The 22,642-nt window shown below is 63.7% G+C and carries 16 protein-coding genes and 1 pseudogene; 12 read left to right on the top strand and 5 right to left on the bottom strand.

The window, feature by feature from the left end:
- Positions 1 to 4: 4 nt before the first annotated feature.
- From GRI97_RS16110 to GRI97_RS18715, 4 genes and pseudogenes are all read left to right on the top strand, one after another.
- Positions 5 to 247 (top strand): hypothetical protein, encoded by a 243-nt coding sequence (locus tag GRI97_RS16110; RefSeq protein WP_161392254.1) that lies wholly within the window; start codon positions 5 to 7, stop codon positions 245 to 247.
- An 11-nt stretch (positions 248 to 258) separates the two neighbouring features.
- A complete protein-coding gene (locus GRI97_RS16105; RefSeq protein WP_161392253.1) occupies positions 259 to 465 on the top strand; it encodes a hypervirulence associated TUDOR domain-containing protein in 207 nt (68 codons plus the stop codon).
- Between the two features lie 194 nt (positions 466 to 659).
- A pseudogene (locus tag GRI97_RS18995) lies at positions 660 to 2,660 on the top strand (hypothetical protein); the annotation flags it as partial.
- A 9-nt stretch (positions 2,661 to 2,669) separates the two neighbouring features.
- Positions 2,670 to 4,436, top strand: a complete 1,767-nt coding sequence (locus tag GRI97_RS18715; protein ID WP_328598582.1) for a YadA family autotransporter adhesin — start codon at positions 2,670 to 2,672, stop codon at positions 4,434 to 4,436.
- A gap of 118 nt (positions 4,437 to 4,554) precedes the next feature.
- Here the strand turns inward: GRI97_RS18715 and GRI97_RS16095 are convergent, their stop codons facing one another.
- Positions 4,555 to 5,703, bottom strand: a complete 1,149-nt coding sequence (locus GRI97_RS16095; RefSeq protein ID WP_235917905.1) for an AAA family ATPase — start codon at positions 5,701 to 5,703, stop codon at positions 4,555 to 4,557.
- 226 nt (positions 5,704 to 5,929) lie between these two features.
- Between GRI97_RS16095 and GRI97_RS16090 the strand changes: the two genes are divergently transcribed.
- A complete protein-coding gene (locus tag GRI97_RS16090) occupies positions 5,930 to 8,005 on the top strand; it encodes a S9 family peptidase (protein WP_161392250.1) in 2,076 nt (691 codons plus the stop codon).
- A gap of 75 nt (positions 8,006 to 8,080) precedes the next feature.
- Here the strand turns inward: GRI97_RS16090 and GRI97_RS16085 are convergent, their stop codons facing one another.
- Positions 8,081 to 8,929 (bottom strand): MipA/OmpV family protein, encoded by an 849-nt coding sequence (locus tag GRI97_RS16085; protein WP_161392249.1) that lies wholly within the window; start codon positions 8,927 to 8,929, stop codon positions 8,081 to 8,083.
- Between the two features lie 167 nt (positions 8,930 to 9,096).
- Between GRI97_RS16085 and crtI the strand changes: the two genes are divergently transcribed.
- The 4 genes from crtI (at position 9,097) to GRI97_RS16065 (ending at position 14,266) form a co-directional block, all read left to right on the top strand.
- Positions 9,097 to 10,623: a phytoene desaturase family protein gene (gene crtI, locus GRI97_RS16080; RefSeq protein ID WP_235917904.1), complete on the top strand. Its 1,527-nt coding sequence runs from the start codon at positions 9,097 to 9,099 to the stop codon at positions 10,621 to 10,623.
- Positions 10,620 to 11,201 (top strand): LOG family protein, encoded by a 582-nt coding sequence (locus GRI97_RS16075; protein ID WP_161392248.1) that lies wholly within the window; start codon positions 10,620 to 10,622, stop codon positions 11,199 to 11,201. Before crtI ends, GRI97_RS16075 begins: the two co-directional genes overlap by 4 nt.
- A gap of 78 nt (positions 11,202 to 11,279) precedes the next feature.
- Positions 11,280 to 12,347 (top strand): phytoene/squalene synthase family protein, encoded by a 1,068-nt coding sequence (locus tag GRI97_RS16070; protein WP_161392247.1) that lies wholly within the window; start codon positions 11,280 to 11,282, stop codon positions 12,345 to 12,347.
- Positions 12,344 to 14,266, top strand: coding sequence for an acetyl/propionyl/methylcrotonyl-CoA carboxylase subunit alpha (locus tag GRI97_RS16065; protein WP_161392246.1), 1,923 nt, complete (start codon positions 12,344 to 12,346; stop codon positions 14,264 to 14,266). Before GRI97_RS16070 ends, GRI97_RS16065 begins: the two co-directional genes overlap by 4 nt.
- Positions 14,267 to 14,438: 172 nt before the next feature.
- On the opposite strand, the gene GRI97_RS16060 is transcribed toward GRI97_RS16065, so the two are convergent.
- Positions 14,439 to 15,686: a multidrug effflux MFS transporter gene (locus GRI97_RS16060; protein ID WP_161392245.1), complete on the bottom strand. Its 1,248-nt coding sequence runs from the start codon at positions 15,684 to 15,686 to the stop codon at positions 14,439 to 14,441.
- Between the two features lie 124 nt (positions 15,687 to 15,810).
- Here GRI97_RS16060 and dinB point away from each other — a divergent pair, with 124 nt between their 5' ends.
- Positions 15,811 to 16,941 (top strand): DNA polymerase IV, encoded by a 1,131-nt coding sequence (gene dinB, locus GRI97_RS16055; protein ID WP_161392244.1) that lies wholly within the window; start codon positions 15,811 to 15,813, stop codon positions 16,939 to 16,941.
- A gap of 1 nt (position 16,942) precedes the next feature.
- Here the strand turns inward: dinB and GRI97_RS16050 are convergent, their stop codons facing one another.
- The gene (locus GRI97_RS16050) at positions 16,943 to 18,175 is read right to left on the bottom strand and encodes an MFS transporter (protein ID WP_328598581.1); all 1,233 of its coding nucleotides are present in this window, start codon (positions 18,173 to 18,175) and stop codon (positions 16,943 to 16,945) included.
- A gap of 23 nt (positions 18,176 to 18,198) precedes the next feature.
- Positions 18,199 to 19,029 (bottom strand): glutathione S-transferase N-terminal domain-containing protein, encoded by an 831-nt coding sequence (locus tag GRI97_RS16045; RefSeq protein ID WP_202392815.1) that lies wholly within the window; start codon positions 19,027 to 19,029, stop codon positions 18,199 to 18,201.
- A gap of 288 nt (positions 19,030 to 19,317) precedes the next feature.
- On the opposite strand from GRI97_RS16045, the gene GRI97_RS16040 reads away from it, so the two are divergent.
- Both GRI97_RS16040 and GRI97_RS16035 read left to right on the top strand, forming a co-directional pair.
- Positions 19,318 to 21,459 (top strand): TonB-dependent receptor, encoded by a 2,142-nt coding sequence (locus GRI97_RS16040; RefSeq protein ID WP_161392242.1) that lies wholly within the window; start codon positions 19,318 to 19,320, stop codon positions 21,457 to 21,459.
- A gap of 154 nt (positions 21,460 to 21,613) precedes the next feature.
- Positions 21,614 to 22,630 (top strand): helix-turn-helix domain-containing protein, encoded by a 1,017-nt coding sequence (locus GRI97_RS16035; RefSeq protein ID WP_161392241.1) that lies wholly within the window; start codon positions 21,614 to 21,616, stop codon positions 22,628 to 22,630.
- Positions 22,631 to 22,642 lie beyond the last annotated feature (12 nt).

Raw genomic sequence — 22,642 nt, 5'->3', positions numbered from 1 at the left:
GATCATGTCGAAGACGATCGAGCGCAGCTACCCCACCCGACGCGATGCAGATCTGGCGATCGAGCATCTGGTCCAGCAATTCGGGATAGAGCGGACGGATATCTTCGTCGCATCGGCAGGCCGTGATGCAAGCGCAGGCCCGGAAACAGAAGAAGGCCGGGCGGGCGCCCCGATCACGGTATCGGTCGACGTCCAAAGCGATAAACAAGCCCGCTTGATCGAGAATGGGCTGGACGAACTTTCCTGAGGAGCCGGAATATGAGCAAAGACCTCAAAAAAGGCGATGCGGTCAGCTGGAACAGCCATGGCAGTAAGGCCCATGGCCACGTGGTGCGCAAGATCACCACGCCGACGCAGATCAAGGGTCACAAGGTTGCGGCATCCAAGGACAATCCCGAATTCATTGTCGAGACCGACGAAGGCAAACGGGCGGCGCACAAGCCTGGCGCACTGCGCAAAGAGTGAGCAGATCGGGCACCTACAGCGCAAGACGTCGCGGGGTTCGGCATAAACCCGGCAAGTAAATTCGCCTTCACATCGCCCCCTTACGGATGAGTGCGCTGTAATTTTTGTGCCACCCGCAATCGCAATTGACGAATCTTCGCAAGCTTGCGCTTTTGCATCAACGACGATTCCTGTCGTTTATCAGGGGGTAAGTAATGAGGAAGTCTGTTCGCGCCGCTTTGCGGGGTTCCCTAAGTGCGGCCGCGTTGATCGTGGGTCTGGCCGGCCAGGCGCAGGCGACGGAATGCCTGCTGGATATGAATGACAATGGCGTGGCCGATGAAGGCGATACCGATGGTGGGGCGGTTTCTAACTCGGAGTATCCTTCGCTCGCGTGCGGCATTGACGCGAAAGCAGAGGGAATCTCCTCCACGGCCGTCGGGACAGCTGCTGTAGCAGTCGGCGCTAATTCGGTTGCCGTCGGCAATTCGGTTTCCGCATCCGGCACCGGGTCGATTGCCATCGGCAGTGGGGCCGTTGCCGAACATGTCTCAACTTATGATTATTCAGCAACGGCAGTTGGGGCGTACTCACGGGCCCTCAACGAAGGCGCGGTAGCCTTAGGAGTCAGCAGTCGAGCGGATACCGTTGGGAGCACCGCAATCGGGAGTTCGGCCTCTGTTCAGGCGCCGCGCGGCGTTGCTGTCGGCAATGGAGCCCAAGTCGGGGGCAACGCAGGTGTTGCTGTGGGTGCATCGTCATTTGCCAGCCATAACGCCGTTGCCCTAGGGGCAAATTCACAAGCTGCAATGGACACAGTGTCCGTGGGATCAGCCGGAAACGAGCGACGCATCACCAACGTAGCAATGGCGAAAGAAAGCACTGACGCCGTAAACCTTCAACAACTTATTGATTTTGGAACAAATCCATACGTAAATGTCGATTTGAATAATATCGCTATTGGCGTCGGCTCAGTTTCGGACAACTACAACAGCATAGCCATAGGAAATACCAGCCTAGCAACAAACGGGTTCTCTATCGCTATCGGAGCAGCTGCCGAAGCATCCCAATCTCACGCCACCGCGATTGGTTATGCTGGTCACGCTGCCGAAGGCGCTGCTGCATTTGGCTATCAATCCAATGCGAGTGGCCTGAACGCTACAGCATTAGGCAGAGAATCCAGATCCTCGGGTCAGTCGAGCATCAGCATCGGTGTAAATTCAAACTCCGAAGCAATCGATTCAATCGCAATTGGCAGATACGCAGAGGCCTATGCACCTCGGTCAATATCGATCGGCGCCAATTCCTTAAATGATCGAGAAAACACAGTTTCCTTTGGGAGCACTGGCTACGAGAGGCAGCTAACAAATATTGCCGCCGCAACCGAGTTGACGGACGCCGTTAATCTCGCCCAGCTGGAAGCATATGCAAAAGTTGTAATCAGCGGCAGCGATTCCGTTGGATTGTTTGCCAATGGCGATGGCTCTTTGGCTGCTGGATCTATCGCCGATGCAAGTGGTGAAGGCGCAATCGCCCTTGGCCACAGCCAATTCTCTGCAGGCATAGGGGCGGTTGCCCTTGGCAGTGAAAATAGGGCTGACGGCAATGGCGCGGTAGCGATAGGATATTGGAACTATGCCTTTGGGGATGGTGCGGTAGCGCTTGGCAGTGCAGCAAATGCAACCGGCGCCTATGGTTCGGTCGCAATCGGGATGTCAGCCAACGCGTCAGCTGATAATAGTGTCGCCCTAGGCGCCGATTCAAGAGCAGATGAGGCCAACACCGTCTCCGTAGGCAGGGATGGTTATGAACGCCGAATTACAAATGTATCAGCGGGCACAAGAGATACCGATGTCGTCAATCTCGCTCAACTAAATTCAGCCGTAGCAAACTCTGGAAACAACCCTTACTTGAAGGTCAATTCATTTCACGATCCAGCAAGGGCAATTGGCGAGGAATCTGTAGCCATTGGGAGAAATGCTACTGCCGAAAGCTATGCTGCTTTGGCAGTTGGCATGGAGAGCCTTGCAACTGGCAATTTTTCCGTAGCTGTCGGGCAAACAAGCCGAGCTCTCGGTTCGTTCAGCACCGCTCTGGGGGCATCCGCTTACGCTGGCACGGGCGGAACAGCTGTCGGCGTCGGCGCATACTCAACCGGACAAGCCTCTAGCGCATTTGGGGTCGATAGCAGAGCTACTGGCGAACGCAGCCTTGCGTTGGGCGTTGTGTCAAAGGCAGAGGGTTTCGATGCAACCTCCATTGGTGCGGAATCGGTTGCCATCGCCGACGGGAGCGTTGCTCTTGGTGCGCTCAGCGTTGCTGATCGCGCCAACACGGTATCGATTGGTGCAGCCGGTGCCGAGCGCCAGTTGACCAATCTGGCGGCCGGGACCGAGGGCACAGATGCGGTCAATCTGGATCAGCTGAATGCCGTCCGCGATCTGGCCGGCAATGCAGCAACGGATGCCAGCAACGCGCTAGCGGCCGCGAACGGCGCGCAGGGGACGGCGAACACCGCGCTGACCAATGCAGCCACGGCGCAATCCGCTGCCGAAGCGGCGCAGGGCACCGCCAATAGCGCCCTCGCCAATGCCGCCACGGCGCAGAGCACGGCGGATCAGGCTTTCGCCAATGCATCGACGGCGCAGGGCACGGCCAACAATGCGCTGAGCAATGCCAATGCCGCACAGGGCACCGCCAATACCGCTCTGGCCAATGCCGCCAACGCGCAGGGCACCGCCAACACGGCGCTGACCAATGCAGCCACGGCGCAGAGCACGGCGGACACCGCTCTGGCGGATGCCGCCACCGCGCAGGGCACGGCCAATACCGCCTTGGCCAATGCCTCAACGGCACAGTCCGCTGCCGAGGCGGCGCAGGGGACGGCGAACAACGCGCTGTCCAACGCCGCAACGGCACAGGGCACCGCCAACACCGCGCTGGCGAGCGCGAGCGATGCCGTGGGCAAGGCCGATCAGGCGCTGGATGTGGCGCAGACCGCGCTGGCGCGGGCTGGCAATCTGGTGGGCAACAATGAAGGCGGCGCGATGTCGCAGGCGATCGGCAATGGTGCCGTCGCGGGCGGTTCGGGCACGCTGGCCGATGGCGCGGGTGCGGTATCGCTGGGGCTGGACAACCAGGCCATCGGCAATGGCGCGGTGGCCATCGGTGATCCGAACCTTGCCACCGGCACGGGCGCCGTGGCGATCGGGGCGGACAACACGGCGACCGGCAATGGCGCGCTGGCGCTGGGCAACACCAGCAGCGCGATCGGCGCATCGGCCATTGCCCTGGGCGATACGGCCGGAGCCGCAGCGGATGGCGCGGTTGCCATCGGCCGCGGGGCGCAGGCCAGTGCCGCCAACAGCGTGGCGCTGGGCAGCGGTTCGGTGGCCAGTGCGGCCAACACCGTCTCCATCGGGGCAACCGGCACGGAACGCCGCCTGACCAATTTGGCCGCCGGTACCGCCGGCACGGATGCGGTCAATGTCACGCAGCTGGCGCAGGAATCCGCCCTGCGGGAAGCACAGCGGGTGGAACTGGGCGCCGCGATCAGCAATGAGACCGCCGCCCGGCAGCAGTTCGACCTGCAGCTGTCGCAGCGGATGGATGCCTATGACACCGCCGTCACCGATCTGACCGCTGGTCTGGCGAGCGAAAGCAGCGCCCGTCTGGCCGCCGATACGGCCCTGGCCAACCGGATCGACACGGTCGAAAACCGGATGAACCAGTTCGCCACCCAGCTCGATCAGCTGGATCAGCGCATCGCATCCTCCACCGCCGTGGCCACGGCGATGAGCGGCAATGCGTTTCTGCCGGACATGAAGTTCAACCTGACGGCCAATGTCGCCACCTATGACGGGGCCCATGCCGGATCGCTGCAGGTCGGCGCGCTGGTCACGCCCAATGTGGCGGTAAATGCCGGTGTTGCCACCGGCTTCAACCGGGGCGGACGCACCGCCGCTCGTGCAGGCGTGACCTTCGGCTGGTAAGCGCCCTGGCAACGGCAGTGATCACCCGCCGGAGCCTGAAGGGGCATGGCGATGCAGATCGCCATGCCCCTTTTGATTTCCGCATCGGATCCGCTGCCTATAAGAGAGCGTTGACGGCCTAACGTTTGGGCCAATTCCAGCGCGGTGGATCGTGATCTTCCACGCGGGTTTCGCCCAGCCGCTTGTCCAGCGCGATGTCGTGCACGCCACCAGCGCGCAATTCGGCGATCAGCCGTTCGCTGTGCGACACTAGCACGATCTGGCAATTGCGCGAGGCGTGCAGCAGCAGCCTGGCCAGCGCCCCCAGCAAAGAGGGGTGCAGGCTCGCTTCCGGTTCGTTGAGGATCATGATTTCGGGCAGCCGGGGCGACAGCAGCGCGGCCGTCAGCAGCAGATAGCGCAAGGTACCATCGGACAATTCCCGGGCCCGGAGCGGGCGCAGCAGGCCGGGCTGATGCATCTGGACCACGCCATGATCTTCGCCGCCAATCGTCACGCGCGCGCCGGGGAAGGCATCATCGATGGTCTGGTCGAAACCGGAACGATCCCCGATGGCCAGAATGGTGGCGACGGCGGCAGCCAGATCCCCGCCATCGCTGGCCAGCACCGGCGCATAGGTCATTACCTGGGGGCGGCGAGACGGTGCGTCCGCATCGGTGCGCAGATTGTCGTAGAAGCGCCAGTTGCGCATCCGATCGCGCATCTGCAGCAGTTCCAGCCCGTCGATCGGATCGGCGCAATGGGTCACCATGCTGTCGAAAGGCAGCAGACTATCCGTGGCAGAACGCCATTCGCCGTCATCCGACCGGCGCAACCTGACTGCCTGACCGCGCCTTTCGGCAAAGAGATTGGCGCGGCCGAGCATTTCCCCGGTCCACATCGCTTCCAGCTTTATTTCCGGCCCCAGATGAAAGGGATGGGTCGACCCCGGCCGTCCGAGATCGACGGCATAGCCGAAATCATCGCTGGCAAAGCCCATGAGCAGTCGGACCGGGGCGGACCTAACCGTGCCCTGCACCGGAACATCGCCGCGCAGCATGGCCTGGCTGAAGCGTTCGGGCCCTGCCCACAGGGTCGAGGACAGCCCGCCCTCTGCCGCGAGGGAGGCGATCAGTCGCCCCTGTGCCGCATCGGCCAGCAGCCGCAACGCGCGATAGACGCTGGATTTGCCGCTGCCATTGGGCCCGGTAATCAGGGTGAACCGATCCAGCTCAAACACCAGATCGCGCAGGGAACGATAGCCCGAAACCGCAAGTCTTGTGATCAATGGAACCCCCGCCTCCGCCCGTGCCAGCGGGGATGGATCATATTCCAAACTCCTGCCCGCCCCAGCCCTGATTCTTACCGACAGGCAAAAGCCCATCAGCGGAGGCCCCGGACAGGTCACCCATGGGAAGCCCCCACCGGGGACAGGCCGTGCCGCAATGGTTGCCTGATTGCACCCCCGCGCTATGGTGGTTTCTCACGAAATCAATGAAGAGTTGTTTCCCCTGATGACCAGACTTGCCACCCTGTTTGCAGCCTCTGCGCTGTCCGCCCCACTTGTTCTTGCATCGCCCGCGCTGGCGCGCCCGATGACGCCGGAAGATGTGGTGCGGCTGGAACAGGTCGGCACGGTAGAGATGGCACCCGATGGCGGCCGCGTGGCCTATACTCGCGCCTGGCGACAGGATGTGACCAAGGGCAAGGAAAACGGCGGTTCGTTGCAGCAGCTGTTCTTGACCGGCAGCGCCAATGCGGCGCGGGCCTGGTTGCCCGATGACATGAACATTTCCCAGATCGGTTTTTCGCCCGATGGCGGCATGGTCAGCTTCCTGTGGACCGACAAGGACGGCAAGCGCGCGGTCTGGGGCATTCCGGCCGATGGCGGCGCGCGGCGGCGGCTGGCGGCGATCAGCGACACCAATATCCGATCCTATGGCTGGGCGCCTGATGGAGCGACCATCTATGTGCTGGCCGATGCCGAGAAGGATGCCGCGCGCGACAAGGAACTGAAGGCCGGCTTCGATTCCCGCGTCTATGAGGAAGAACTGACCGTCAGCCGCATGTTCGCCGCGCCGGTGATGCGCGAACGGGACCGGGATATTCCCGAACCGCGCGCGATCGAAGTGCCCGGGCATGTCGCCAGTTTCCAGATCGCGCCCGATGGCAGCTGGGCCGCCGTGGGCAGCGCGCCCACCGCGCTGGTGGATGACAGCTACACATCGCAGCGCGTCCATCTGATCGATCTGCAGAGCGGCAAGGTGCGCGCCGTGGTGGAAACCCTGGGCAAGATCGACGATTACGAGATTTCGCCCAATGGTCAGCAATTGTCCCTGATTGCGGGGATTTCCGCCAATGATCCGGCGCCGACCACGCTGTTCCTGGTGGATGCCACCACCGGCGATTTCCGCCCGCTGAACCAGGGCGCGCAGGAAGCGGCGGTGGACAGCGAATGGATGGCCGACGGGCGGCTGGCCGTGGCGGTGGATATCGGCGCACGCAGCGTGCTGCGGTTCTACACCGAACAGGGCAATGTCGAACGCGAGGTGGAAACCGATGGGCTGGTGATCAGCCGGCTGGCATCGGGCGGCAACCGGCTGGCGGTGACCGCCAGTTCCGCGCGTCACCCGGGCGAATTGTTCCTGTGGAACAATCAGGGCTTCGATCGGTGGACCGAACACAACCCCTGGCTGGCGGAGGTCGATTTCGGCACCCAGCGGGCCTTCACCTACAACGCCCGCGACGGGCGGCAGATCGAAGGCGTGCTGATCGAACCGGTCGGCGGCGTGCCATCCGGCGGGGCGCCCACGATCATGACCGTGCATGGCGGGCCCGAAGCGCATGATTCCAACGGCTGGCTGACCAATTATTCGATGCCCGGGCAGGTTGCCGCCGGGGCCGGCTATGCCGTGTTCCACCCCAATTATCGCGGATCGACCGGCTATGGCGTGGATTTCGCCATGGAGCATCAGGGTGATTATGCGGGCAAGGAATTCGACGATATCGTCGACGCCAAGCATGCGCTGGCCACGGCCGGCGTGACCGACCCGGAACGGGTGGGCATCACCGGCGGATCATACGGCGGTTTCGCCAGCGCCTGGGCCGCAACCCGTTACAGCGAGGAATATGCCGCGAGCGTGATGTTCGTCGGTATTTCCGATCTGGTCAGCAAGTTCGGCACGACTGACATTCCCAATGAAATGTATCTGGTGCATGAACGCGCCTGGCCATGGGACGAATGGAACAAGCTGCTGGAACGCAGCCCGATTACCCACACCGCCAATGCCACCACCCCGCTGCTGATCATGCATGGCGATTCCGACACCCGCGTATCGCCGACGCAGAGCATGGAGCTGTATCGCACGATCAAGGTGCGCAAGCCGGACACCCCGGTGCGGCTGGTGCTGTTTCCCGGCGAAGGCCACGGCAATTCGCGCACGGCCAGCCGCTATGACTACAACCTGCGGATGATGGAATGGTTCGATACCTATCTCAAGACCGGTGACCGCACCGCCGAAATGCCCGCACCCCGCCCCACGCTGGTGCTGGAAAGCGCCGAGCCGGACGAGAAGAAGGGCCGCAAGTAAGCTGCGCTGAGCACGTAAAAAGGGCCGGAACAACTGCTGCTGTTCCGGCCCTTTTTTATCAGCCTGGCAGAATGATCAGAAGGTATAGCCCACGCCGAGGCCGCCGAAGAACTGATCGGGCGAGCCGCGCAGCGCCACATAGGGCGAGGACTTGGCATCGCCGAGCATGCGCGAATAGCCGGCGAGAGCGACCAGCCCCCAGCCGCCATTGCGCAGATCGCCATCCAGATCATAGCCGAGGAACAGCGTTGCACCCGCCTTGGTGAAGCCGCCGCCATCCGGCTGATACAGCGGCAGGCCGCTGGCCAGGGACTGGGCGGGCGACACAGAGTAATAATAATCGCGGAACTTGCGGTCGCCATATTCAGCCGAGACCGTCAACGATGCAGCCATGGCGGTGCTCAGCGGGGTGAAATAGGTGATCGAAGGATCGATCACCATGCCCTTGTGCGCGCCGGCGACATCCCAGCGGGTATCGACCGTGAAGCTGAGCGAATCATAGCCATGCAGCACTTTGGGGATGCTGATGCCGACCGTAGGCCCGACCTCGACCGCCACATCCAGCTTGCCGGCGGCGTACACCACCGGATCCTTGATCTGGCGTGCGCGGTTGGCCCGCACGCGGGCCGCAATGCCGCCGTCGAAGGAAATGCCTTCATCGGCATCGGGAATGAAATCGAGCGCCAGACCGGCGCCGCGCGGGCTGATACCCACGCCGCCCAGCGAACCCTGCACCAGCGGCGCGGGGAAGAGCACGTAATCGTCCGAACCATCATAGCTGGGGCCGTAACCGACGCCGACACCGACGCTCAGATAATCGCCCTCATACACCGAACCGGCCATCAGATCTTCGCCGGCCGCGTCCTGCGCCTGTGCGGGAATGGCCAGAAACGCACAGGTCGCAGCAGCAATCGCAATTCTCATCGGAATTCCCCCATCCGGAACCCATCCGGAAATCAGACAGGAAACACAGCCAACCGCCAATTGGTTCCTGCCTTGCCGATCAAACACCTACAGATGTGTCAGCAGAGTTGTGGGCTTATGCGCCAAGCTGGATTGCACGTGCGCCGACTTAGGCTAGATCGCATGTGATGACCGGAAGGACCGCATCAACCATCGCCATGCACAGCCAGCTGGCCGGCAGGAATGCCTGCGTGATCGGCGCGGGCTTCGGCGGGCTGGCGCTGGCGATCCGCCTGCAGGCGGCCGGTCTGGCCACCACGCTGATCGAGGCGCGGGCGGAGCCGGGCGGCCAGGCTCAGCAATGGCGCCAAGACGGTTTCATCTTCGATGCCGGTCCGGGGCTGATCGCCGATCCGGCGGCGCTGCGCGAATTGTGGGCGCTGACTGGGCATGATCTGGCCGACGATGTCGAATTGCTGCCGGTCGCCACCGGCATCCGGTTCAGTTGGCCCGATGGTTCGCATTTCGACTTGCATGGCGATGCGGCCGAGCTGCGGCGGGAAATGGCCCGCTTCGCCCCGGCCGATATTGCCGGATATGATGCGCTGCTGCGCCATCTGGCCCATGCCCGCCATCAATTGCCCGGCGCCGTCAATGCCCCCGCCCCCGATGCCGGAAGCATGGCCAGGGCGCTGCCCGCCATGCTGCGGCTGCAGGCCTGGCGATCCGTCCATGACACGGTCAGCCGCTTCATCACCAGCACGCGGCTGCGGGAGGCGCTAAGCGTGCAGGTGCTGATGCGCGGTGGCAATCCGATGGCGGCCAGCAGCCTGTCCATGCCCGGCGATCTGATCCGCCCGACCGGCACCTGCTGGTGCATTCGCGGCGGAACCAGCCGGCTGGCCGCCGGCATGGCGCGGCAGTTCGAACGGCTGGGCGGCACGATCCGGCTGGGCGATCCGGTCGCGCGGGTGGAGATACTGGGCAACCGCGCCACCGGGGTAACCACGCGCAGCGGCTGGCAGGCGGATTTCGATAGCGTGGCCAGCAATGCGGACATCGTGCACAGCTATCGCGATCTCTTGGGGCATACGCAGCGCGGGCGGCGGCAAGGGCGTGCCCTGGCGCGCAAACCCTTCGGCCCCGGATTGTTCAGCGTGCATTTTGCGCTGGAAGGCAGCTGGCCCGGCATTCCCCAGCATATGGTGCTGTTCGGCCCGCGCTTTGCCGAATTGATGAACGATATCTTCAACATCGGCGTGCTGCCGCAGGACCAGCTGATTTTCCTGCATCATCCCACGGTGACCGATCCGGGCCTGGCGCCCACGGGCCGCAGCACGTTCCAGGCGGTGATGCCGGTCGCCAATCTGGGCAGACTGCCGATCGACTGGCGGCAGATCGGCCCCTTGCTGGAACAGCGACTGATCGACGAGGTCGGGCGGCGGCTGATCCCCGATATTCATGACCGGGTGATCCACCGGTTCCATTATGCCCCGCCCGATCTGGCGCAGGATCTGGGCACCCATCTGGGCAGCGCCTTCAGCATCGAGCCGCGCCTGATGCAGAGTGGCGGCCTGCGCCCGCGCAATCGCGACGCGGTGATCGGCAATTTCCATCTGGTCGGTGCCGGCACCTGGCCCGGGGCCGGGCTTTCTGCCGTGCTCCATGGTGCAGGCGCAGCGGCCGGATTGATGCTGGAGGAACTGACCCAATGAAAAGGCTGGCTGTCTATTGCGGATCCGCAACCCCGCCCGACCCGCGCTATATCGCGCTGGCGCGCGAAGTAGGGGCAGAGCTGGCGCAGCGCGGGATCGGCGTGGTTTATGGCGGCGGCCGGCTGGGGCTGATGGGCGCGCTGGCGACCGGCGCGCTGGAAGCTGGCGGAGAAGTAATCGGCGTGATCACCGAGGCGCTGGTGAGCGGCGAAGTGGCCAATCGCGACTGTACCCGGCTGGAGGTGGTGCAGACCATGCACCAGCGCAAGCAGGCCTTTACCGATCTTTCGGACGGGTTCGTGACCCTGCCCGGCGGGGTCGGCACCATGGACGAATTGTGGGAAGCGGTCAGCTGGGCGCAGCTGGGATATCACGCCAAGCCCGTGGGGCTGCTGAATGCCTTTGGTTTCTACGATGGTTTGCTGGCCTTCAACCGACAGATGGCAGAGGCCGGTTTCGTGCGCGAGATGCACCGCGGGATATTGATCAGCGATGATCATCTGCCCGGCCTGCTGAACCGGATGACCGCCTATCAGCCGCATCGCACCATTTTCCAGCTGTCCGCCAAAGATTTGTAACGCGGAACAAATATATCGTGTCCGGCTTGACAGGCCGGGCCCTGCGGCCTGCAATAGAGTTATGGAGTTCTGCCGCTGATGGCCCGTCGCCCACGCCTGCTCGCGCCTTCGCGCATATTGCGCACGACGCCGCGCCAGATCGGTGGTGGGCGCCCGCGCCCTTCGCTGGTCGAACAGGCGCGCGAAAGCATCAACACTGGATCGGCCAGCCACGCGCTGGCCAGCAAGCTGTTCGACAAGGAAACGCGCGAACGCGCCTGGCTGCTGTTCGCCTGGCGCCGCCGCTGCAACGATATTGCCGGCGGCCGGGGCATGGGCAGCACCATGGCGGACGAAAGCGATCCGCACGACCGGATCGAGGCGATCCGTGTCCTTTCACTGCGCGCGCTGGACGGGCAGCCGACCGCCGATGTCGCCTTTGACGCGTTTGGCCAGGTATCGATGGAAGCCGGGCTGGACGAACAGCTGGCCGACGATGTAATCGAAGGTTTTGCGCTGGATGCGGACCGCTGGCAGCCGCGCGATCAGGACGATCTGCTGCGCTATTGCTATCACACGGCTGGCGCAGCCGGGGTCATGATGGCGCGCATCATGCGCGTGGATCGCGATGACAATGATGCGCTGGATCGCGCCTGCGATATGGGCATCGCCTTCCGCCTGATCGACATTGCCCGCGATCTGGCGCGCGATGACGCGTTGGGGCGGTGCCATTTGCCGGTCCATTGGCTGGCGGAGGCCGGCATTCCGGCGCAGCGCCCGCTGGACCCGGTATGGCGTGGCCAGTTGGCGCAGATTGCGGTGCAACTGATCGCGCTGGCCGATATCTATGCCGCCGCCGGCCGGCAGGTCACGACCGGGCTGAGTTTCCGCCAGCGCTGGGCCGTGCTGTCGATCGCCAACATCTTCGCCGCGACCGGGCAGAAAGTGATCCAGCGCGGTGAAAAGGCGTGGGACAAGCGCATCCGCCTGTCCCCGCTGGGCAAGCTGACCCAGGTGACACGCGCCCTGGGCCAGGCCCTGCGCAGCCAGCCTGCACTGGAGGAATGGCCTCCGCTGACCCGTGGACAGATTTTGATCGCGGTGCGCATGACCGGGCCGATCCCGCCCGTCCCCATGACCCCCCTGCCGGATGAGGAACTGGAATGATCCGCAGCCTGTTGATCGCCAATCGCGGGGAAATCGCCTGCCGGATCATCCGCACGGCGCGATCAATGGGCATACGGACGATTGCCGTCCATTCCGAAGCGGACGCCGGCGCGATGCATGTGCGCGAAGCGGATGAGGCGGTGGCAATCGGCCCGCCTCCAGCCGCTGAAAGCTATCTGCAGGGGGACCGGATCATCGCCGCCGCGAAGGCGACCGGGGCCGAGGCGATCCACCCCGGTTATGGCTTCCTGTCCGAAAATGCCGGTTTTGCCCAGGCGGTGATCGATGCCGGGCTGATCTGGGTCGGCCCGCCGCCCGCCGCGATCACCGCCATGGGGCTGAAGGATGCGGCCAAGGCGCTGATGCAGGCGGCCGGCGTGCCGGTGACGCCGGGCTATCTGGGAGAAGATCAATCGCCCGAACGGCTGTTTTCCGAGGCGCAGGCGATCGGCTGGCCGGTGCTGATCAAGGCGGTCGCCGGCGGCGGTGGCAAGGGCATGCGCCGGGTCGATGCGTCGGAGGATTTTGCCGAGGCGCTGCTGTCTTGCCGACGGGAGGCGCAGGCCAGTTTCGGCAATGATGCCGTGATCCTGGAAAAATGGATCACCAGCCCGCGCCATATAGAGGTGCAGGTGTTCGGCGACAGCCATGGCAACGTCGTCCATCTGTTCGAACGCGATTGTTCGCTGCAGCGGCGCCACCAGAAAGTGATCGAGGAAGCGCCCGCCCCTGGCATGGATGAGGAGACGCGCGCCGCGATCTGCGCCGCCGCCGTGCGCGCGGCCAAGGCGGTGGATTATGTCGGCGCGGGCACGGTGGAATTCATCGCCGATGCGAGCCAGGGCGCCCTTTCCGCCGATCGCATCTGGTTCATGGAAATGAACACCCGCCTGCAGGTGGAACATCCGGTGACGGAAGAGATCACCGGCGTCGATCTGGTCGAATGGCAATTGCGCGTGGCGAGCGGGGAGCCCCTGCCGCTGGCGCAGGAGGATCTGTCGATCAACGGCTGGGCGATGGAGGCGCGGCTTTATGCCGAAGATCCGGCGCGGGGGTTTCTGCCGTCCACGGGCCTGCTGGAACTGGCCAGTTTTGCCGATGGCTATGGCATCAGGGTTGAAACCGGGGTGGAGGATGGCGACGAAATCTCGCCCTTCTACGATCCCATGATCGCCAAGCTGGTGGCCCATGGCGACACCCGGGAGGAAGCGATTGCAACGCTGGCCGAACAGCTGGCAACCAGCGTCGTGTGGCCCGTGAAGACCAATGCCGCCTTCCTGCTGGCATGCCTGCGCGATACGGGGTTTGCCGAAGGCGGCGTGACCACCGGGCATATCGCCGAACATGTCGATACGCTGACCCTGCCCCCGTCTCCGCAGGAAGCGGATTGGCAGGCGGCGGCGCAGCAATTGTGGCTGCAATCCATGCCGGCGCAGAGCAATACCCTGCCCGGGCCCTGGACCGCGCTGGACGGATTTCGCGCCAATGGCCCGCGCCGGTTGTTCGTCACGCTGCAGCAGGGGGCCCACCATCGGCAGATCGATCTCAGTGCGATCGATGTGGCCGATGATCATCCCTATCTGATCCCCGTCAGCGATGGGCTGATCGCCTTGCGAGACGGCCAACCGCTGTTGTTCCAGACCCCGCGCAACACTGGCAGCAGCAGCGGCAGCGATGCCGCCAGCGGTGCCATCACCGCCCCCATGCCCGGCCGTGTGATCGCGGTGGCGGTGGCGGCCGGGGACAGCGTGCTGAAGGGGCAGAAGCTGCTGACGCTGGAAGCGATGAAGATGGAACACAGCCTGACCGCACCGTTTGACGGCGTGGTGGCCGAACTCAGCGCCATCGAGGGGCAGCAGGTGCAGGTTGATGCGCTGCTGATCCGCATCGAACAGCGCGCGGAGGCGCTGGCGGATTAGGTTCGGCGCGAGCGGCGTTGTTGCGGGTTCCAGCTTGCCGAAAGCTTGCTGCTGGATTCCCGCCTTCGCGGGAATGACGAATTAAAACAACCACCTACTATCGTCATTCCCGCGCAGGCGGGAATCCAGTCAGCGCAACGCGCGGGAATGGCGACGTGGCGGGCGTCCCGCCTCAGCCCTTGGGCTGGGGCGGATGCAGGCGGCGGAACAGGATGCCCTTTTCACTGAACAGCACGAACACCAGCGCCAGCGTGCTGCAGATCAGCAGCGCATGGGCGAAGGGGCGCGCCGTGCCGTCATAGGCCTGGCCGATGATCAGGCCCACGACCGCCGCGCCGAACATGCGGATGAAGGTCTGCATGCTGCTGGCCGCGCCCGCCGTCTTGGCGAAGGGCTGCATCGCGATGGAGCCGAAGTTGGCGCCCAGGAAGCCGAGCAGCATCAGATTTGTGGCCATCAGCGGCAGGAACAGCAGCAGATTGTCACCCTGATAATGCGCGGCCCAGACCTGCGCCGCGCTGACGAGGATGAACATCAGCACCCCGGCGTGGCTGACACGGCGCGCGCCGAAGCGTTCCACGATCCGAGAATTGACGATGTTGGACACCGCCATCATCGCCGCCGTGCCGCCGAACACCACCGGGAACCACGCCCCCACGGCGAAATGTTCGCCCAGCAGCTGCTGCGCGCTGTTCACATAGCCAAACACCGAACCGATCAGCAGCGCCGTGCCCAGCACATAGCCGATCGAGGCGCGGTTGAAGAGGCTGCCCCACATGTTCACCACAATCACCGGCACATCCAGCTTCTGCCGGAATTCGGGATGCAGCGTTTCGGGCAGGCGCACCCACACCCACACCCCGGCCAGCAACGCCAGGATCGACAGCAGCAGGAAGATCCAGCGCCAGCCGGCAAACATCAGCACCAATTGCCCCAGGCTGGGCGCGATGACCGGCACGGTGATGAACACCGCGCTCACCAGGCTCATCAAGCGAGCCATCCGGTCCCCCGAATATTGATCGCGGATGATCGCGGTCGGCACCACCATCAGGCCGGCGGTGAGCACACCCTGCAAGCCGCGCAGCACCAGCATGGTGTTGAAAGACTGGCTGAACGCCACCATCGTCGACAGCACCGCATAGGCGCCCAGCGACAGCAGCAGCATCGGCCGACGACCGAAGCGATCGGCCAGGGATCCCGGCAGCAAGCAGCCCAGGCCGTTGGCCAGCAGGAACACCGCGATCACCAGCTGCCGCTGATTCCCGTCGCGTGCACCCAGTTCCAGCGCGATCTGTTCCAGCGCCGGCAGCATGCCATCAATGGCGAAAGCGTTGAGACTCATCAACAAAGCCACCATCACCACCAATTCGCGGCGGCCGATGGTCTTGTCATGCACGGAGGTTGCAGGTGTTACATTCATGGGCCGCCCCTAGCGATATGTTGCAGTGCGGCATAGAGCTTTCCGCCAAGGCGCTGACATGCAAGTCAGTGGGGGATGCAAGCACGGGCTTCTATCGTCAAGCCGCCTGCTCTAACCTGTGTTCATGGCCGACCCTGCGCCCTTGCCTGACGATACGGAAGAGGCTGAGGGGCTGCGCAAGATCATCCATGTCGATATGGACGCTTTCTTCGCCAGCGTGGAACAGCGCGACAACCCCGATCTGCGCGGCCTGCCGGTGGCGGTGGGCGGCGCGGGCGGGCGCGGCGTGGTGGCGGCGGCGAGCTATGAAGCGCGCAAATTCGGCGTGCGATCGGCCATGCCATCGGTCACCGCGCGGCGGAAATGTCCCGATCTGATTTTCTGCCGCCCCCGGTTTGACGTCTATCGCGGGGTGTCGCAGCAGATCCGGGCGATTTTTCGCGATTACACCCCGCATGTCGAACCGCTGAGCCTGGACGAAGCCTATCTGGATGTGACCGACGATCTGCGCGGCATCGGTTCGGCCACGCGCATCGCCCAACTGATCCGCCAGCGCATCCGCGAAGATACGCAGCTGACCGCCAGCGCGGGTGTCAGCTACAACAAGTTCCTGGCCAAGCTGGCGAGCGACCAGAACAAGCCGGATGGGCTGTGCGTGATCCGCCCCGGCGAAGGGGCCGCCTTTGCCCGGGGCCTGCCGATCCGCCGCTTCCACGGGGTCGGCCCGCGCGGGGCGGAGAAGATGGCACGGCTCGGCATAGAGACCGGGGCCGATCTGGCGGCCAAGGATATCGCCTGGCTGCGCCAGCATTTCGGCAGCTTCGCCGATTATCTCTATCGCGCGGTGCGCGGCATCGATCTGCGCCCGGTGCGCGCCAACCGCATCCGCAAATCGCTGGGCGGGGAGCGCACATTCGGGGAAGATCTGTCGAGCGGGGCCAAGCTGCGAGAGGCGCTGGACAATATCATCGACATCGTCTGGCGCCGGATCGAGGAGGCGGAGACGCGCGGACGCACGGTAACGCTGAAGATGAAATACAATGATTTCCAGATCACCACCCGCGCCCGGTCCCTGCCCCGTGTGGTGGCGGACAGGGCGGAATTCACCCGCATCGCTCATGCCCTGCTGGAAGAGCAACTGCCCCTGCCCATGCCGATCCGGCTGATGGGGGTGACGCTGAGCGGGCTGGAGGGGAAGCAGGCAGCCGCGGAAGAGGCCAGCGCCCCGCAGAACGCGCAGCTGGCGCTGTTCTGACCTACACCCGGTCGCGATCCACCAGCCGTGGCGCGCTTTCCTGCAGGAACAGCGTCGCCATCGCGCAGGCGGCTGCCAGCCCCAGGCACAGCAGGAAGGGGGCGCTCAGCCCTTGGCTGTCGGCCAGGGCGCCGGCCCCGAAGGGCGCCAGCACCCCGCCGAACACTTCGCCCGCCGCCGTGGCCAGGCCTATGGCGCTGGCGGTCAGATGCGGGGGGACGCTTTCGGTCGGGATCACGCCGATATACATCGGCGCCATCCCCATCACCAGCCAGCCGATCAGCACCGCCAGGCTCATGGCCACGGGATTGGCCGGCAGCCACAGGATCGCCGCCGGGGCGAACAGCATCAGCGCGCCGCAGACCACCATCACCGGCTTGCGCCCGACCCAGTCTGACAGGGCAGGCACGCCGAAACCGCCCAGCAGCCCGGCCAGGCCGCCCGCCGCGATCACCCAGCCCATGGTGGTGGGGGACATGCCGCGTTCGCTGACCAGATAGACCGGCAGGAACACATTCTGCACCGTGGCCCAGGCGGCGAACAATCCGGCGATGATGACGCACAGGCGGATATTGCGGATTTTCAGCAGGCTGAGCATCGGCGCATGCGGCGGTTTCGGCTGATCTGGCATGACCGCCACCTTGCCCCGATCATCCGGCTTGACGAACAGCCAGAGCGCCAGCGCCATCACCAGCCCCGGAATGACCGAGGCGGTGAAGGCCATGCGCCAGCCGTGATCGGTGGCAATGTAAGTCGCCAGCACCGGCCCGGCCATGCCCCCGATCAGATAGGCGCCGGCCATCTGCAGCAGCCCCATGTTGAGCCCGCGCCGGCGCGGATCGGACACCTGCGCCATCATGGATTGCGACAGCGGCACCACCGGTCCTTCGGCAATGCCCAGCAGCATCCGCACGAACAGCAGGCCGATGAAGCCGGTCACCAGCGCAGGCAGGCCGGCAATCAGAGAGAAACCGATGGTGGCGATCAGCAGGATGGATTTCTTCCGCCCGTCGCGGTCGGCGAAGGAACCGAACAGCGTGGCACTGACCGCCACCGCACCGGATAGCGCCGCCGCCAGCAGGCCCAGCTGCGTGTTGGTCAGACCGAAATCAGCCACCAGAAACGGCGAGAGGAAGCTGGCGCTCAACCGTTCGAGCGCGACGACCCCATTTGTGAGGCTGAGCAGGAGGAGCAGCCGGAATTCATACCTTATGCTGGGCACTTTTCTGGTCACCGGCATTCTTCCCCCCGCAGCCATCACTGTGGTTGTACCGGTGCGCCCGGCCCCACGTTTTTCGGGGTGACTGCCTGCCCCATTCCCCCGCGATCGAACGGTTCGGGATCACCCGGCTTCAATTGCAGGCCGAACAGGCTGTGCAGGCCGGGATGGCGGCCAAGTCCGTCGAACAGATCGAAGCCGCGATCGAGCCAGTCGCGCATCGGATCATCATCGGTCAGCGGCGGGGTTGTGGCAAGCGATGCCAGCCACAGGAAAATCGCCAGCGCCGAGTAATCCCAATAATCCGGGGCATCGCCGCCGATCCATGGCGTTTCGCGCAGCAGCTTGCGCAGCGGATTGAGCCGCGCGGGCATCTGCGGCAGGCGATCCTCGCGCCCGGCCTGCGCCGCCTCCAGCGTGGGCGCGGCGACGAAGCGGGTGCGGGTTTCGCGGACATAGGGCTGATCGTCCGGTCGCGACAGATCATGGTAATCGGCAATGTAATTGTCGAACCAGGCGCCGATCACCGTGTTCCAGATCCAGGCATCGATGAAACCCATCGCCGGCTTGTAGGGCTTGTGCGGGAACAGCAGCGGCCGGTCCGGATAGGTTTCATCGAGATATTCGGCGATCACGAAGCTGTCGAGCACCCAGCGATCGCCATCGACGATCACCGGCAACCGATCCGACCGACCGCCGGTGCGGGCCAGGATATCGGTGAAGCCGCCATCGACCAGATCGATATCGAAGCCCTTGTGCTTCAGCGCATATTTGGTCCGCCAGACATAGGGGCTGGTGGTGCAGCCGCTGGCGAATTGAAGATCGAACAATGTGATGCTGTTGGCCTGTGCCACGCTGGCGTCTCCCATGAATGTCCGGCCTGTCGGGATCGCGGCCGGCTATGGGCAAGACTGCCGCATCGGCAGAATGGCACGCGGACCAAGCGGCACAGGCGTTCGGACCAGTCAGCATTGGAGGCAGGCTTTCCGGGCCCGTCTGCCGCTTTGGCAAGATCGGTTCTACCGGTTGGTCATATCCTGTGGCCCCGGCATGGGCCATGAAACAGGCACCGGACCACCGCTGGTTTCGCTGACACGCTGGCGGGAGGTTCAAAAAAGAAATGCGGGGCAAAGACCCCGTGACATGGGAGAACGGACGTGCGGCGAGCAAGACTTCATCGTTGGATTCTGGCCGGCTCGGCCCTGACCGGCGCAACCCTGGCCGGATGGGCCCAGCCCGTGCTGGCGCAACAGGCCGGCGGCGCTGCGCCGGAGCCGGTGCAGGCCGAAGAGGCCAGCGGCAGCGGCATCATCGTCACCGCCCGCCGGCGCGAGGAACGGCTGGAAGATATTCCGGTGTCGGTGACCGCCGTCAGCGACGATCTGCTGGATGCGGTGCAGGCAACCAATGTGCGCGACGTTGCCAGGCTGGCGCCCAATCTGACCATCGATTCCGACACGCCGACGCGATCCTTTGTGTCGATGCGCGGGATCGGCACCACGTTGGCGGATTCGGTCCAGCCGGGCGTGGGGATCTTCGTCGACGGCATTTTCCTGCCGGCGACATCGTTCTTCAACAGCCCGCTGATGGATGTCGAACGGGTGGAGGTGCTGCGCGGCCCGCAGGGTACGCTGTTCGGCAACAACACGCTGGGCGGCGCGGTCAATATCGTCACCAAGGATCCGACCAATGATCTGTCGGGCCAGGTCAATGGCAGCTATGCCTGGGCCGATGATTTCGCCTCCCTCGCCGGATCGCTTTCCGGCGCGATCGTGCCCGATGTCGTGCGGTTTCGGGTTTCGGGCGCCTATCACCGCGAAGACGGCTTCATCACCAATCTGATGACCGGCAATCATCTTAATTCATCGCGCCAGTTTTCGGTCAGGGGGCGGCTGGATTTCCTGCTTTCGCCCGATGCGAAGCTGACGCTGGGCATGTTCCATGACAATGTTCGCGGCGGCTATTTCCCCTACAACCAGATCTCCGGCCCGACCGACTATGATTACACGTCGGAACAGAACCTCGATAGCTATGGCCTGGATCGCTACACCGGGATCAACGGCAAGGGCGAATTCGATATCGGCAGTATCGACAGCAAGCTGACGCTGATCGGTTCCTATGTTCACCGCAAACGCGAAGTGGTGTGGGATGTCGATCTGGGCCCGACCGACTTCATCAGATCGAACGATTTCGGCAAGCTGGACACCTATAGTGCGGAGGCGCGGCTGGAAACGCGGCTGAGCGACAGCCTCTCCACCCTGGTGGGCATTTTCTACACCAAATATAACGACCACACCGAAACCAACACCTTCATCGTGCCCGAGAATCTGCTGGCACCGGGCCGCGCCGAAACCAGCAATCGCAACCAGGCGGTGTTCGCCAATGTGTTCTGGAACCCGACCGACCAGTTGGAGATCGCGGTCGGCGCACGGTATGACGAACAGGCGCTGACCTCCACCAGTGCCTTCACCACCGCCGCCTACAAGGTGAACGAGCTGCAGCCGCGCGCATCGGTCACCATGCACTGGACGCCCGATTTCATGACCTATGCCTCGGTCGCGCGCGGGGTGCGTGGCGGCGGGCAGAACCCGCCGGGTTCGCCCAATCTGATCTATGGCAATGACTCGGTCTGGACCTATGAGCTGGGCACGAAATTCTCCGCCTTCGACGGGGCGCTCTCGGTCGCGGCGGACGTGTTCTACAATGATTATTCGGACTACATCGGCGTCAACGCGATCGTGCCATCGACCAACAGTTCGGCGGCGATTGCCGTGATGCTGAACACCGGCGACGTGGAAAGCTATGGCGCGGAGATAGAGGCGACCTGGCAAGTCAACCCGGAGTGGCAGATCTATGGCAATGTCGGCCTGCTGCATGCCCGCACGACCAATCAGGACGGCTTCATCGCGGTCACCGGCTTTGCCCTGCCCACCAATCGGCTGCTCTACACCCCGGACTGGACCTTCTTCGTCGGGTCGAATTACGAAATCCCGCTCGGCAATGGCACGCTGAAGCTGGATGCCAATCTGGCCGGCAAGGGGGACCGCCCCGGTTTCAGCTATTCGCAGATCGGCCCGGTTTTCATGGATGCCTATTACATCACCAATGCGTCGATCAAATATGAGATCGGCAATGTCTCTCTGGGCGTCTTCGCGAACAATCTGTTCGATGAGAAATATTATTCGACTTATTTCGACATCTCGATTCTGGGTGCCGCCCTGCCGCCCGGTATGGCATCCAACACCGGCGTGACCGGCGCCCGCCGGCGCATCGGCCTGACCGGATCGCTGAAGTTCTGACCCATTTCGGGAAGGGGCAGGATCAGTCCGGCCCCTTCTCGTCCCCTGCCAAGCAACAGCTTGCAGCCGGCAACCAATTGCTTGCAGCGGCCCTGGGCAAAGCCTAACACAAAGGCATAAAAATATAGAATGAGGCCGAGAGGAGAGGGAGTAGGTGGAAGCCGACGCCTTCAGGCAATTCAATGTCAGCCAGGTCGGCGCAGAACAACGTCTGCGCTATTGGGAGGATGTTGTCGCCAAAACGACATCGCCGATCGCCTTTTCTCCGGAAGGGGAGGATGATTTCCGATCGTCGATGATCCAGGGATCATTCCAGCGTTTCACCTACAGCCAGGTCGATTCCTCCGCCCTCAACGCCTTTCGCGGCAAGGAACACACGCGCAATTGCCGCGGCTTCATCCATCTGTGCCTGCAATTGAGCGGATCGGGCGAAATCTACAGCAATGGCGAAACCCGCATCGCCGGGGAAAACAGCCTGATCCTGTATGATGAGGCGACGCTGTTCCGCTTCAAATCCCGCGCGGCGGTCAGGACCATTGCCGTGGGATTTCCGGCATCGCTGGTGATGGCCCGGCTGCCCGCCTATCGCGACATCGTGCTGCGCCCGATGGATGGGACATTGGGCATCAACCAGGTGCTGCATGCATCGATGCTGGCGATGGACCGGCTGTTTGCCGAACACCGGATGCGCTATTTTTCCTATCCGGTGTTCCTGGGGCTGATCGACCTGCTGGCCGCATCGATCGAGGAAGCGGGCGATTGCCGGACCAGCATTTCGACCATGGCCGCCTGGGCGGGCAAGATCCGCGCCCATGTGGAGGCCAATCTGGACGATCCCAACCTTTCCCCGGCCAGCATCGCCAGCCAGTTCGGCATTTCGCCCCGCTATCTGCGGCTGATCTTTGCCGAAGGGCAGGACCAGCCAGGCGGCGGCGAAACCCTGCGCCGCTTCATCCTGCGCCGCCGACTGGAAGAATGCGCGATCATGCTGGCGCTGCCCGAAGCCAGCTATGGCTCCATCACCACGCTGGCATACAATTGGGGGTTTTCGGATTCATCCTATTTCGCCCGCCGCTTTGTGGAACATTACGGCCTGACGCCAAGGGATTACCGGGCGGAGAAGATGCGGCAGAAGGAGCGGGAGCAGGTTTTGTTGGAAACAACATCCTAGAAGAAGCAATCC

Origin of the sequence: Croceibacterium xixiisoli, from assembly GCF_009827305.1 — a bacterium.
GTDB classification, from domain to species: domain Bacteria; phylum Pseudomonadota; class Alphaproteobacteria; order Sphingomonadales; family Sphingomonadaceae; genus Croceibacterium_C; species Croceibacterium_C xixiisoli.
This window is presented reverse-complemented; position numbering and strand designations above follow the sequence as displayed.

Bases quoted from the DNA above. Each gene is read 5' to 3' on its own strand.
- GRI97_RS16105 (WP_161392253.1), top strand. From the start codon at position 259: ATGAGCAAAGACCTCAAAAAAGGCGATGCGGTCAGCTGGAACAGCCAT.
- GRI97_RS16070 (WP_161392247.1), top strand. From the start codon at position 11,280: ATGGCCCGTCGCCCACGCCTGCTCGCGCCTTCGCGCATATTGCGCACG.
- dinB (WP_161392244.1), top strand. From the start codon at position 15,811: ATGGCCGACCCTGCGCCCTTGCCTGACGATACGGAAGAGGCTGAGGGG.
- GRI97_RS16060 (WP_161392245.1), bottom strand. From the start codon at position 15,686: ATGAATGTAACACCTGCAACCTCCGTGCATGACAAGACCATCGGCCGC.
- GRI97_RS16090 (WP_161392250.1), top strand. From the start codon at position 5,930: ATGACCAGACTTGCCACCCTGTTTGCAGCCTCTGCGCTGTCCGCCCCA.
- crtI (WP_235917904.1), top strand. From the start codon at position 9,097: ATGACCGGAAGGACCGCATCAACCATCGCCATGCACAGCCAGCTGGCC.
- GRI97_RS16110 (WP_161392254.1), top strand. From the start codon at position 5: ATGTCGAAGACGATCGAGCGCAGCTACCCCACCCGACGCGATGCAGAT.
- GRI97_RS16075 (WP_161392248.1), top strand. From the start codon at position 10,620: ATGAAAAGGCTGGCTGTCTATTGCGGATCCGCAACCCCGCCCGACCCG.
- GRI97_RS16085 (WP_161392249.1), bottom strand. From the start codon at position 8,929: ATGAGAATTGCGATTGCTGCTGCGACCTGTGCGTTTCTGGCCATTCCC.
- GRI97_RS16045 (WP_202392815.1), bottom strand. From the start codon at position 19,029: ATGGGAGACGCCAGCGTGGCACAGGCCAACAGCATCACATTGTTCGAT.
- GRI97_RS16065 (WP_161392246.1), top strand. From the start codon at position 12,344: ATGATCCGCAGCCTGTTGATCGCCAATCGCGGGGAAATCGCCTGCCGG.